The 13241-nt window shown below is 36.6% G+C and carries 13 protein-coding genes; 7 read left to right on the top strand and 6 right to left on the bottom strand.

Features of this window, described 5'->3' with window-relative positions; genetic code table 11:
• The first annotated feature begins 76 nt into the window (after positions 1 to 76).
• A complete protein-coding gene (locus QNH48_RS02640; protein WP_095247966.1) occupies positions 77 to 1267 on the top strand; it encodes an MFS transporter in 1191 nt (396 codons plus the stop codon).
• A gap of 39 nt (positions 1268 to 1306) precedes the next feature.
• On the opposite strand, the gene QNH48_RS02635 is transcribed toward QNH48_RS02640, so the two are convergent.
• Positions 1307 to 1729 carry a DUF4395 domain-containing protein gene (locus tag QNH48_RS02635; RefSeq protein WP_283953644.1) on the bottom strand — a complete coding sequence of 141 codons (423 nt, stop codon included), beginning with the start codon at positions 1727 to 1729 and terminating at the stop codon, positions 1307 to 1309.
• 154 nt (positions 1730 to 1883) lie between these two features.
• Between QNH48_RS02635 and QNH48_RS02630 the strand changes: the two genes are divergently transcribed.
• On the top strand, positions 1884 to 2702 hold the full coding sequence (locus tag QNH48_RS02630) for a PRD domain-containing protein (RefSeq protein WP_283953643.1): 819 nt from the start codon (positions 1884 to 1886) through the stop codon (positions 2700 to 2702).
• 56 nt (positions 2703 to 2758) lie between these two features.
• On the opposite strand, the gene nagE is transcribed toward QNH48_RS02630, so the two are convergent.
• Together nagE and QNH48_RS02620 are read right to left on the bottom strand one after the other, a co-directional pair.
• Entirely contained in the window at positions 2759 to 4207 is a 1449-nt protein-coding gene (gene nagE, locus QNH48_RS02625) for an N-acetylglucosamine-specific PTS transporter subunit IIBC (RefSeq protein ID WP_283953642.1), read from the bottom strand.
• A 245-nt stretch (positions 4208 to 4452) separates the two neighbouring features.
• Complete coding sequence (locus tag QNH48_RS02620) at positions 4453 to 4935, bottom strand: PTS sugar transporter subunit IIA (RefSeq protein WP_283953641.1); 483 nt, start codon at positions 4933 to 4935, stop codon at positions 4453 to 4455.
• A gap of 393 nt (positions 4936 to 5328) precedes the next feature.
• Between QNH48_RS02620 and QNH48_RS02615 the strand changes: the two genes are divergently transcribed.
• The 4 genes from QNH48_RS02615 (at position 5329) to QNH48_RS02600 (ending at position 8574) form a co-directional block, all read left to right on the top strand.
• Positions 5329 to 6819: a peptide MFS transporter gene (locus QNH48_RS02615; protein ID WP_095247971.1), complete on the top strand. Its 1491-nt coding sequence runs from the start codon at positions 5329 to 5331 to the stop codon at positions 6817 to 6819.
• A gap of 147 nt (positions 6820 to 6966) precedes the next feature.
• The gene (locus tag QNH48_RS02610; RefSeq protein WP_283953640.1) at positions 6967 to 7446 is read left to right on the top strand and encodes a glutathione peroxidase; all 480 of its coding nucleotides are present in this window, start codon (positions 6967 to 6969) and stop codon (positions 7444 to 7446) included.
• Positions 7447 to 7459: 13 nt separating this feature from the next.
• Positions 7460 to 7894: a MarR family winged helix-turn-helix transcriptional regulator gene (locus tag QNH48_RS02605; protein WP_283953639.1), complete on the top strand. Its 435-nt coding sequence runs from the start codon at positions 7460 to 7462 to the stop codon at positions 7892 to 7894.
• Between the two features lie 380 nt (positions 7895 to 8274).
• Positions 8275 to 8574: a hypothetical protein gene (locus QNH48_RS02600; RefSeq protein ID WP_283953638.1), complete on the top strand. Its 300-nt coding sequence runs from the start codon at positions 8275 to 8277 to the stop codon at positions 8572 to 8574.
• Positions 8575 to 8625: 51 nt separating this feature from the next.
• On the opposite strand, the gene QNH48_RS02595 is transcribed toward QNH48_RS02600, so the two are convergent.
• The 3 genes from QNH48_RS02595 to QNH48_RS02585 all read right to left on the bottom strand — a co-directional run bounded on the left by QNH48_RS02595 (position 8626) and on the right by QNH48_RS02585 (position 11429).
• Entirely contained in the window at positions 8626 to 9306 is a 681-nt protein-coding gene (locus QNH48_RS02595; RefSeq protein ID WP_283953637.1) for a Na-translocating system protein MpsC family protein, read from the bottom strand.
• A 142-nt stretch (positions 9307 to 9448) separates the two neighbouring features.
• Positions 9449 to 10126: a Na-translocating system protein MpsC family protein gene (locus tag QNH48_RS02590; protein ID WP_283953636.1), complete on the bottom strand. Its 678-nt coding sequence runs from the start codon at positions 10124 to 10126 to the stop codon at positions 9449 to 9451.
• A gap of 229 nt (positions 10127 to 10355) precedes the next feature.
• Positions 10356 to 11429, bottom strand: coding sequence for an ATP-binding protein (locus tag QNH48_RS02585; RefSeq protein ID WP_283953635.1), 1074 nt, complete (start codon positions 11427 to 11429; stop codon positions 10356 to 10358).
• Between the two features lie 327 nt (positions 11430 to 11756).
• On the opposite strand from QNH48_RS02585, the gene QNH48_RS02580 reads away from it, so the two are divergent.
• Complete coding sequence (locus QNH48_RS02580; protein WP_283953634.1) at positions 11757 to 13241, top strand: spore germination protein; 1485 nt, start codon at positions 11757 to 11759, stop codon at positions 13239 to 13241.

Genomic DNA, 13241 nt, shown 5'->3' with positions numbered 1-13241 from the left:
TATATATGATAGTAAGCAGTGTAAAAGGTTAACACTATAATCGAGTGTGTAATCTTTATGAGAAAGGTGGCTTTATATGACAGGAGATCAACGAAAAAAAATCACCATGTTGATGATCAACATGTTTATAGCAATAGGGAGTTTTGGTATCATCATTCCCATTTTACCAGCCTATTTGGAGTCCATTAATCAAGGCGGCACTGCCGCAGGCCTGTTCATTGCTATCTTTGCTGGAGCTCAGTTTATCTTTTCTCCAATTGCAGGTAAATGGACAGATCAATATGGACGCCGAAAGATGATTATTTATGGACTAGCAGGTCTTACTCTTTCGATGTTCATTTTTTACTTCTCTAATTCAATCTGGGTACTTTATGCCTCTCGTGCGGTTGGGGGAATTGGGTGCGCTATGCTTGTACCAGCAATTTTCGCTTATATCGCAGATATTACGACGATGGATCAACGCGCAAAAGGGAATAGCTTAGTATCAGCAGCGATGTCTCTTGGGATTGTTGTGGGTCCTGGAATTGGCGGTTTCTTTGCAGGCTTCGGATTGAAATTTCCTATCCTAGTATCCGCACTTGTCTCTCTTGTTTCCGTTTTATTTTCTATTCTCCTTTTAAAGGAAAGCAAACCAGCTTCATCTGGAGAAACTTCAGCAATACTGACGGATGAGTCAATGACTCGCAAAATTGCCCGCTCCGTAAAAATGCCATATTTTATCCCGCTAATAATTACTTTAGTGATGAGTTTCGGATTAATTGCCTACGAATCGGTTATAGGGTTATACCTTGATAATCAATTTCAATCATCCGCAAAGGATATTGCGATAATGGTTACAGCAACAGGAGTTGTCAGTGTTATCGTTCAGCTCTTTGTTGTTGATCGAATTGTGAATCGATACGGGGAACGATCTGTGTTGAATGTATTTATCGCTGTTGCCGCAGCTGGATTTCTATTTTCGCTGTTCGCATCCAGCTACACTTTATTCTTTGTCATTTCACTATTTATTTTCCTATCCACCTCAATTCTCCGTCCGGTGTTGAATACATTGATTTCTAAGCTTGCGGGGAACGAACAGGGTTTTGCAATGGGTATGAATAATGCGTATATGAGTATCGGTAACGTACTTGGACCGACATTAGCTGGATTGCTTTATGATGTCAAAATTACCTATCCATTTATCTTAGGATTTGTTTTATTAATCGTTACCTTATTCATTACCTTTACCTGGCAAAAACGTTCACTCAAAACAAAAGCAGTTGTATAGTAAAGAAAAGACTGATGCGGCATGATCGCATCAGTCTTTTTAATTTGCTCTTTTATATTGATACATTTTCCACTGATAATGAATAAAACAGCCTATACAAAATCCGAGGATCGCTACAAATGCCGCGGTAGCAACCATAATGGTGAACACATACCCCACTGCATTCCAGTCAAGCAGAAAACCTATGAACGCAGCCCCCAAACAAAATACAGCTATTTTTTGATTAAATTGCTGCTGCTCCCAGTCCTCCGGGATATACTCTTCTGGCTTTTTCTTTAGAAAAAGCTTTGCAATATTCATTATGGGATTATATTTAAAAACAATTCCTGATAATCCTGCAAGTAATGGGACTATTAAAAACCAACCCTCACCAAAAACTAGCGTTAAAACGGCACTAATAACAATCACCCATTGGTTTGTTTTCACAAGAGGTCTTGGTATAGAACGTACTTTATCGGACAAACAAAACCCACCTTTCTTATTGGGATTATTGGTTATTATCTTTTAGTTTACCTGCTTTATGCAGTTTTGTATAGCATTGTTTTTTAAAAGGTAGACCCATTTTGTTTTAAAATGTAAGATGGAAGTAAGGGCTTTTACAAGGAGTTGGCGTTTTGTGAAAATCAAAAAAATCCTCAATAATAATGCTGTTGTGGTCTCAGACAACAACGAAGAAAAAATAGCGATTGGCGCTGGCATTGCCTTTCAAAAACGGAAAAATGACGTCATTAATCCAGGCAAAATCGAAAAGCTATTTGTTATGAAAGAAAATGAAAAGTTCCAACAGCTTTTGCAGCAAATACCCGAAGAACACTTCTCTATCTCGGAAGAAATCATCTCGTATGCAGAAGAATGTCTGGGTTTAAAATTAAATGAGCATATCCATATTGGGCTTACCGACCACTTGTCTTTTGCCATCGAAAGAGCTACACAAGGAATTCACCTTAAAAATAAGCTGTTTGATGAAATAAAGATCCTTTACAAAAAAGAATTTGATATCGGTATGTGGGCAATCAGACATATTGAAAAAAAGACACAGGTTAAAATGCCTATAGATGAAGCTGCCTACATTGCCTTGCATATACATACTTCAAAGCCCCTGAGCGGCGATATGAAACAAACATTAAGGCAGACCGCCATCATTGGTGAAATGATTCAAACCATTAAAGATTCACTTCATATATCTATAGAGGAAGATGATCTTTCCTACCAGCGTTTGATGACCCATCTTCGATTTACTCTATCTAGACTCCATGATGAGTCTCAGCCAATCATGGATGATGAAATGCTGGCGATGCTTAAGAAAAAATTCGCTAATTCCTATAAAATTTCACAGAAGGTAGCCAAGCTTCTTGCGAAAAACCATAGTATCAAGCTCCCTGAACAAGAACTCGGTTACATAACTATACATATTGAAAGAATTAGAAATCGATAAACGTAAAAACCCGCTTGGACACATTAGTCCAGGCGGGTTTTTACATTACTACCTTATTATTTTTCCTTACGGATTTTCATGATTTCATCCGCTACGAATTGAACATTGGTACCAACAATGACTTGTATGCTGTTTTTACCAACAACATTAATCCCCGGTACGCCAGTAGATTTAATTTTCTTCTGATCTACTGCACTCATATCTTTCACTTCTAAGCGTAGACGTGTTACACAATTGTCAACAGATGTTACATTTGCGTCCCCGCCTAATCCTTCATAAATCTTAGCAGCCATTACAGAAAATTTATTACCTGCTGTCTGACTTTCTGATGACTCTTCATCCACTTCTTCTTCTTCCCGACCAGGTGTGTTTAAGTTGAATTTTGTAATGATGAAGCGGAATAGGACATAGTAGATGACCGCAAAAACTAGACCTTGTACAAGTAACATATATGGCTGATTTGCAATTGGAATTTTTAAGCTTAACACAAAGTCAACCAATCCTGCACTAAAGCCAAATCCTGCAGTCCATTGGAACGCAGCTGCAACGGCTAATGAAATACCTGTTAATACAGCATGTGTTACATAAAGTGCAGGAGCTGCGAACATAAACGCAAATTCAAGGGGTTCTGTAACCCCAGTAAAGAATGAAGCTACACCTGCAGCCAGCATTAAGGCAGCTACTGTTTTTTTCTTTGAAGATTTAGCAGTATGGTACATGGCTAATGCAGCTGCTGGTAAACCAAACATCATAACTGGGAAGAAACCAGCCTGATACCTACCGGTAATACCTTGTTCACCCTTACTAGCCCAGAAATTACCAATATCATTAATTCCTGCCACATCAAACCAAAATACGGAATTTAAGGCATGGTGTAGACCGATTGGAATTAATAAACGGTTGAAGAAACCATATATACCTGCACCGATTGCACCTAGATCACTAATCCCTTTACCAAAAGAAACGAGTCCAGAGAAAACCACTGGCCAAACAAAGAACATGACTAATGATACTGCTAACATCGCTACAGATGTCATAATAGGAACAAGTCGTTTTCCACTAAAGAAGGACAACGCATCTGGTAATTTCACATGACTAAAGCGATTGTACATAATTGCCGCGATAATACCTGAAAGAATCCCTGTAAATTGTGTTCCAATTTTTCCAAAGGCCGCGTTAACCGCTTCTGGATCTACCCCTTGAAGCAATGCCACCGAATTTGTGGATAACACAGTAGTTATAACCAGATAAGCAACCAATCCACTTAATGCTGCTGAACCATCTTTGTCTTTTGACATTCCCAGTGCTACACCAACAGCAAAGAGGATTGCCATATTATCAATAATCGAACCGCCAGCTTTTATTAAGAAAGCCGCTACTGGATTGCCAGCACCCCAGCCTGTAGGGTCAATCCAGTACCCAATTCCCATCAATATTGCTGCTGCAGGCAAAACTGCTACTGGCAGCATTAAGGAACGGCCTAGTCTTTGAAGATATTTCATCATTTTTTATTCCCCCTATCTTTTTATTAACTATTACAAGATTTGAAACAATTCACTATAACCAGGATTCAATAACTTCATTTCCAGCCTAAAACAGCTGCAAAAAATATATATAAGGGCTTTGTAACTTGAAATTACTAATTATCTATCCTTTTAGCAAATTGAGTTCACATGGCCGGCCAACACAACAACACGATTACATTCTAGATATCTGAAGTCTATCACCTCCTTTACTTATAGGATATCCATCAGGGGCTTGAGATTATTACAGTTTTTCCTAGAATTGCATTGACTTCCTTTGTTAAAGTAAACTGCCTACCTTTTTCCTGACTATTTGTAATCACGATTGGTGTTACCGTACTTTTCACATGTTTTTGGATATAGTCCCAATCAACCTCGATGAGCAGCTGGCCAACTGAAATCCTATCACCCTCATGGACGGCTGCCACAAAACCCTTTCCATTTAAAGCAACCGTTTCTAATCCTGCATGTATAAGGATTTCTGTCCCATCGTCCGCCCGAATACCAATAGCATGTTTTGTTGCAGCAATGAGAATGACCGTTCCATTGACAGGCGCATGAATATTACCAGAGGTTGGAATCACAGCTATCCCTTCCCCCATCATCTTCTGGCTGAATACAGGATCTGGTACCTCCTCTAATGGAATAATGGCTCCATTAACTGGCGCAAGAATTTGCAGCTTTGATTTTTTAAAAAAACTAAATACCATACTAATTTCTCCTTTATTTTAAAAATAAAAAAAGGCATGGGGGTACAATAAAAGGGCAGAAGCGCCTTTTTATTTACCACCATGCCTGAAAATTATCAGTAACATGTGATCACTATTCGTTATTAATACAATCATACCATTTAAACAAGAAAATACAAGTGAAAGCGATAACATTTTATAACACATTTATAAAATATCTTGCAACCGTTTTCACAATAGTTTGTTTTATCAAAATAGAAATACTATTTTAAAAAAACTTTCTTTTCACTCTAACACTACTAAAATTGCTGTTATACCAATATTAATAGCCTTACTAATCATATTTACCAAAAATAGTTTTTGACAATTGAAAACAATCGAAAGTATTATAATATAATAAAGGGAGGTAGAATTATGTCGAATTATAATAGGCAGAAAATTGTGGATAGTGTCCCTCAGAAAGGTTTCTTCGGACATCCAAAAGGATTATTCACTCTGTTCTTCACAGAATTCTGGGAGCGTTTTTCTTACTACGGAATGAGAGCCATCCTAGTCTACTATATGTACTACGAGGTCTCAAAAGGCGGATTAGGGCTCGATGAAAACTTAGCTCTTTCCATCATGTCCATTTACGGATCACTGGTTTATATGTCCGGTATCATTGGCGGCTGGTTAGCTGACCGGATCTTTGGTACATCTAAAGCAGTATTCTACGGTGGAGTACTGATTATGTTTGGTCATATTGTCCTTGCAATACCTGGAAGCGTAGCCATGTTCTTTGTATCCATGGTATTGATTGTTCTTGGTACAGGTATGTTAAAACCGAATGTTTCTACCGTAGTTGGTGAAATGTACAGCGAAACAGACGATCGTCGTGACGCAGGTTTTACAATCTTCTATATGGGAATTAACGCTGGGGCATTCTTAGCACCACTAATTGTCGGAAGTGTTATGGATTATAACTTCCACTTAGGCTTTGGTATTGCTGCCGTTGGTATGTTCCTTGGACTAGTAATGTTTGTACTAACAAAAAAGAAAAATCTTGGTCTTGCAGGTACAACTGTTCCAAACCCGCTTTCAAAAACGGAAAAGAAAAAGACTTTTACTATCATCGGATTAGGTGTAGTGGTTCTAGCTGTTTTATGTGCTGTTTTAATTCCAATGGGAGTATTAACGTTCTCAAGCTTTATTAATATTGTTACTTTCCTAGGTATCTTAATTCCTACTATTTACTTTATCGTTATGTACCGCAGCCCTAAAACTACAACTGTAGAACGTTCACGTATTATTGCTTATATTCCATTATTTATTGCCGCTGTTATGTTCTGGTCGATTCAAGAACAAGGCTCAACAATCCTTGCAAGTTATGCAGACAAACGTACTCAATTAGATTGGATGGGTATCGACATTTCTCCAGCATGGTTCCAATCTTTAAATCCATTATTTATTATCATATTTGCGCCAATCTTCGCTGGGTTATGGGTTAAACTAGGAAAACGTCAGCCAACAATACCACAAAAGTTCTCATTATCCTTATTATTTGCTGGTTTGTCATTCCTTGTCATTCTTATTCCTGCATACCTTGGAGGTACGGATTCCTTAGTTAGCCCAATGTGGCTTGTTCTAAGCTATTTAATTGTTGTATTTGGTGAATTGTGTATGTCACCTGTAGGTTTATCGGCAACGACAAAATTAGCTCCTGCAGCCTTCTCAGCACAAACCATGAGTTTATGGTTCTTAGCAAGCGCAGCGGCTCAAGCCCTTAATGCACAAGTCGTTAAATTCTACTCACCTGAGAATGAAATGGCGTATTTTGGCGTTATCGGTGGTGCAGCGATCGTCCTAAGTATCATTCTATTTGCATTAGCTCCGAAAATTCAGGGCTTAATGAAAGGTATTCGCTAAAATTTATTAAAGCAGTATCCCAGCATAAATGGGATACTGCTTTTTTGGTCTATTGCCAATTTCAATTAAATCGTGTAAGATTGAATCGTACACGATTAATAAATAAAAACAACTATTTTTACCACCCTAAATTAGGAGGAAATTACAATGACAACGGTATATGACTTTACTGTAAAAATGACGAATGGTCAGGAAAAATCACTAAAGGAATACGAAGGTAAACCCCTACTAATTGTTAATACTGCCAGCAAATGTGGATTAACTCCCCAATTTAAAGGTCTTCAAGAATTATATGAGAAATACAAGGGTCAAGGTTTAGAGATTTTAGGATTCCCATGTGATCAATTCAATAATCAAGAATTTGATAATATCGATGAAACCACTCAGTTTTGCCAATTAAATTACGGTGTTACCTTTCCAATTTTCGCAAAAATTGATGTAAATGGTGAAAACACGGATCCGTTATTCTCTTTCTTAAAAGAACAGAAAAAAGGAATGCTTTCCAAAAACATCAAATGGAACTTCACTAAATTTCTTGTCGACCAGAATGGCCAGGTTGTAGAACGCTATGCACCAACAACTGAACCATTTAAAATGGAAAGCGATTTAGAAAAATTACTTTCTTAGTTAGGCGGTCTGTATGGAAGACTTTATGACATTAAAAAAACAACTATGCTTTGCGGTCTATGAAACGGCTGGAGAATTTAATAAGTTATATTCTAGTGCTCTTCAGCCCTTTGGTTTAACTTATCCTCAATATTTAGTCTTATTGGCTTTATGGGAAAAGGACGGAGTGACGGTAAAGGAACTAGGAGAGAAATTGAATTTAGGCACCGGCACATTAACTCCCATGGTTTCACGAATGGAAGCAAATAACTGGCTTAGGAAAGAACGGTCTAAAGCAGATGAAAGGAAAGTATTTATCTACTTAGAAGAGAAAGCTCGAGCAGATAAGTTATCCATTACCAGTAAGGTCGCAGAGGTTATTCAATCCTGTCAGATAGAGCTTGAAGAATATGAGCAGTTAATGAAGCAGTTGCATACTTTACAGAATAAAATCAAAGAACGAAGATAATAACTAACTTTTTCACCAAAAGGGCTGTCCAGGTTTATCGGACAGCTTTCATTTATTGGCTATGTTATAGCTAATTATTGATTTTGGCACGCTGTTGATTTGTGCGGAAGGCGCGAGACTCCTCGAAAATGCTATCGCATTTTCTTCGTGCGTGGGCAGATTCGAGGAAGTAAATCAATGTCCTGCAGGAGGACGGGACAGGGGAGACCCCGCTTATCTCTTAGCGCCGAGGAGGCTTCCCGAACCGCCTGCGGAAAGCGAAGCGCCTGGAGCACAAATCAACAGCCAAGTTTAACAGAGCCTATTTATTAAACAGAAATACTCATACCCAAACCATCTCAAGGAAATAGTAACTATATTACGCAGAAGGAGGTTCTTTGATGATTGATAGAAATAGTAATGGTAATAATATGTTACCGTTAATTAATGTAGATATTGATTCAAACAGTGATGTGAAATTAAATGAAGATCAATACGAGGTTTATGTGAATGGGGATTTTGTTGGGCGCAAAACACTTAAAACCCAAGGTGAAGATCTATCCGATATTGACGACTTTTTGCGAAATCAAGGATTCAGTGACTTTATCACTTCCGTTGATGGTGATCATTATACGATTCACGTCAATCGCGAAGACGATGACATTTCAAATGCGTTGTCTGTCTACTTTAATAATCGGTAACCATACCATTCTAAATCTAAGGGAGTCTTTCTTAATGAAAGACTCTCGTTCCTAGGAATTTAAGGTAAAAGCCATTAACGATTTATCTTCCTTAAAGTTCCAGTCTATAAAAATGTCCCTGACAGATTTATGAAAAATGTCTTCAAACCTGCCATATCGGTGAAAATAACTTTTCTCCAATTCATCTTTAGTGAATCTAAGTTCGTTTTCAAAACCTTTATCAATTAATGCTTTTTCTATTTGAATAAGAATACCTCTTCTTTCAATAAGGAAGATGGATGGTGAAATCGGGCAGGTAATAATTTTATCAGGTACCTTTTCTACCAATAAGCTGATTCTGCCTACTTCCAATTCTAATTTTTGGGTATCAATATCTGGTTTGATTCTCTGACCTGCTTCCGTATCTAAAACAAAAATAAGAATGCCAGAGTTATTTGGAAAATTCCAATCATGGTAGTTTTCTTCCACTTCAACATCAAAAGTAATTTTTATTACTCCTTTTATTTCATCCAGCAGGTGGGTAATAATCACGTTTCTTGCATGATCGACGTACTTGCTCTGTCCATGCTGTAACAGAATATCCTCCATCGGTGATAAAAATCCACCTATATAAGTGACAAGGTAATTTTGGGATATTGTAGTTTGACAGTTGCGAGGGCCCCTGCCGAATTTTTTTCTTAACAACTTGCTTATGTAACTGCTAATATATTCTTCCTTTTTTGTGTCAGTCATAAAGCTTAACTCCTTCGTTTCCTTAATCGGAAGGTTGCCGTTATATCCAATTAGTATGTACGAAAGTATGCTTTGTTAATATAAAGACATAAAAAAACACATTGTATTTTAGGAAGTCCTTCATTACAACATGTTTTTTTAATTATTTCATTGTATATAATTTGTTAAAGATAAAAACAAGATAATTTCTATTATTTTTATAGTCCCACATGATAAACATATCCTCAATTAAACGATTAAAGAGACCTTCAAATTGTCCTTTGTTTCTCCAATAGACTTTTTTGATTTCACAAGCCTGATGGAGCAATAATTCCACATTCCCTTTTTCATAAACTAATCTCTCTAGTGGCAACAATACTTCTTTAGATTCAATTGCACAAATATTTTGTGTGAACTTTACAACTTTTAAGCTTTCCGGTTTTTTATAGTAACTTGACCCAACATTTTCTATTAAGGCAAAAAGATTACTTTCAAAACTGTAATAAATATTCTCCTTATGGTCCGATTGAGAATTATCTAACAGAAGAATTCCTGTGTTTTTATCATAATTCCAGTCATGAAAGAAGTCATCAAAAGAAATCCCCAAAACCTTTGATACTTCCGGTAAATATTCCTCCATTACTGCATTGATTATGGAAGAACGAAATTTTATCGCCAATTCAAACTTATCCTGTTTAATTAATACTTCCTCAGCCGGGGTAATAAAATTTCGCATATACACGTAATATCTATCACCTTTTAAGATGACAGTACAGGTTTCTGGACCTTTTCCGAACCTGCGTTTGAGCAATTTACTAAATGTACTGCTAAGATAGACCAAATTCTCTTGATTAGATTTAATATGTATTCCTCCTCCTTATTAAATTAAAAATGGCCTAACTTCAAAAAGAAGTTAGGCCACGGTTCAGACGACTATATGAATAGTTTCTTCCATTTACCACACAGTTTGCGAGTATTATTTTTATGTAAAATATAAAGAATATAAAACTAATGACTGCAAGACATTAGACTATCTTATATTACCATTATTTTTACTATACTGCAATTGTTTAGATTGCAGTGGGTAATATCACTTCTATACACGTCCCTTCCGTATTACTGATTACATTAATTTTTCCACTATGCTCCTCAATGATTTCATTGCTCACCTGCATCCCAAGCCCCATGCCATGTTCCTTCGTTGTAAAAAATGGTTCGTTTATACGTTTTAATATCTCTGGCGGAATCCCACTGCCATGGTCAATAATTCGAATATGAACGCTTTCATTTAAGTGAATCCCTTCAACGATCAGCTTTCCTCCATCCTTCATTGCTTCAATTGCATTTTTAATATAGTTAATAAACACTTGTTTCATTTGATTCTCGTCCCCTACTATCGTTACCTCTAAAGCATGAAAATTTTTTATCACTTCAATATTTTTTAACAGCGTCTGCGACTCCATCAACGTTAAGACTTTGTCTAATAGGGAACGTATATCCAATTTTTTATAATCTATTTTTGTAGGCCTTGCAAGAACCATTAGTTCTTTTAGAATCATTTCCACTCGGTTGATCTCTGATTCCACAATTCTAAAGTAGGTCTTTTCTCCCTTATGCTCACCCATTATTAACTGCAGGAAGCCCTTTATCGCGGTAATGGGATTACGAATTTCATGTGCAATCCCAGCAGCTAATTGACCTGCGGCTGCTCGTTTTTCCGACAGTAATTGTCTTTCCCTCTTAATCAATGTTATATCTTTCAACACTACATAACTCCCTACCACTTCATTATTAAAAAGGACGGGAAAAGTAGTTACATTAACATCAATCGGATTTCCAGATCTAAAATTAATTTTAGAATCGAAATTCACAAGTTGTTCCCGTTGTTTTTCAATAAAAAAAGTTTGAGTTTCACTTAAAGCAGAAGAAATGAAGATATCACTCAGTTTCATTTTCTTTAGTTCGTTTCTAGAGCATTGCAAAAGCTCTTCGCAGACTTCATTGACATAAATTAATTGCCCAGACATGTTTAATATAAAGAATGAATCGGTGTCTTTTGATAGTACTGAGAAATCTTTATCTACATTCACATCGACATATATTTCAAGTAAGAAGTTTAATCGTTTCAGTTCATCCTTATCCATGTTAATACCTTCCCTCCCATTTTTGGATAAATAAAAAAAGCCAAAATAAGCGTAGTGTCCCTACGTCTTATTTTGGCTTAAATTCTAGCATCTACATATCTAGAAAATCATTACCGACTAATAATGAATGAATCTCAAAATTGAAAATGAATTGTAATTGGTTGATTAGAGCATATATCCCTATATCCACCTAAATAATATACTATTTTAACTAAATTTTCAAATAATATGGGTTTTTTATTAAATATACAAAGCTCCTTCTGAAACATAAACTTTCCAATTTTGGAAACACTACATATTAGTCTCTTCCAAAAAAGGAGAAGAAGTATGTTTAATCTTTTTAAAAACAAAAATGCCGAAAAAGAAAGTTTGGACAAGATTTTAGCCAAATCCGCTGATTATAAATGCATTGATTATTTTAACCAAAAATCAAAAGTTTCTTTTACTCTAAAGTTTTTAGCCACTTTAATTGATGAAAAAACCGTTCAAGAAAGTATACTTCCTTATTTATTGGAAGAGAATTTCAAGCAAATAGATGACGCAAAAGAAATTATCCCACTAGCTGACATTCAAATTTCGGAGGACATCTCACAAATTGAAGATAAGCTCTTTACCGGATCAGTCCTATTAACTGTAAGTGGTAAAGAAAACAGGTTCTGTTTTTTAGGAGCCCGGAAAGAAATTGGGCGAAACGTGAGCCTCCCAGAAGTTGAATTCAGCGTAATCGGTCCCAAGGAGTCCTTTGTAGAATCACTTGACCAAAATCTTAATCTAATAAGAAAAAGAGTTCCTATTAAAGAATTAATCATTGAAAAATTAACAGTCGGAACGCTTTCAAAAACAAAAGTAGCTATTCTTTACATAGAGGGGATTACAAATCCTGAGAATGTAAATACAGTCCGACAGCGAATTGAAGGCATTGAATTTGATGAGATTACAGATAGCTCGTATATTGTTCAAATTATTTCAGATAATCAAAATTCACCGTTCCCGCAGCTTCTTGACACGGAAAGACCAGACCGAATTTCTGCCATACTTGCAGAAGGCAAAGTAGCCATTTTCGTTGATGGTTCACCACATGCATTAATAGGACCCACAACACTGGTTGAATTTTTTAGCTCATTTGAGGATTATTACTTAAATTGGATACTATCTTCCTTTTTTCGCTTAATTCGTTTATTTGCCGTTGTGTTTTCTATTTTGGTTACTCCAGTATATGTGGCAACTCTTAGTTATCATTATGAATTAATACCGCAAGACTTAATGAATACCTTAGTAGCCTCTCGTAGAGCCATTCCCTTCCCCCCAATTTTGGAGGCATTATTTCTGGAATTAACGATTGAGCTTTTACGAGAAGCAGGAGCAAGATTGCCAACAAAGGTCGGTCAGACAATTGGTATCGTTGGCGGGATTGTTATTGGAACGGCTAGTGTCCAAGCTGGTCTTACGAGTAACATTCTATTAATTTTTATTGCCTTAGCAGCACTCGCTTCCTTTACAACCCCAGTCTACAGGATAGGCAACACGATTCGATTACTGCGCTTTCCCTTTTTACTTTTTGCAGAGTTATGGGGACTCTTGGGAATAGTAGTCTGCTTTTGTTTTTTATTGACCCACCTTATTCGTCTTACTTCACTAGGAAGGCCTTATTTAGAACCTTTGTACCCTCCTAGGATGCAGGACCTTAAAGATGCCTTTATACGGTTATCTTTTGATAAACAAAGAAAACGACCATTCCTGCTGAACACAAAGCAACCCAATCGTTTTCATAAAAAGGCTGCAAAGTACAAGAAAGATATAGAAGATGAATAG

Source organism: Neobacillus sp. YX16 (assembly GCF_030123505.1).
GTDB lineage: Bacteria > Bacillota > Bacilli > Bacillales > Cytobacillaceae > Neobacillus.
This window is presented reverse-complemented; position numbering and strand designations above follow the sequence as displayed.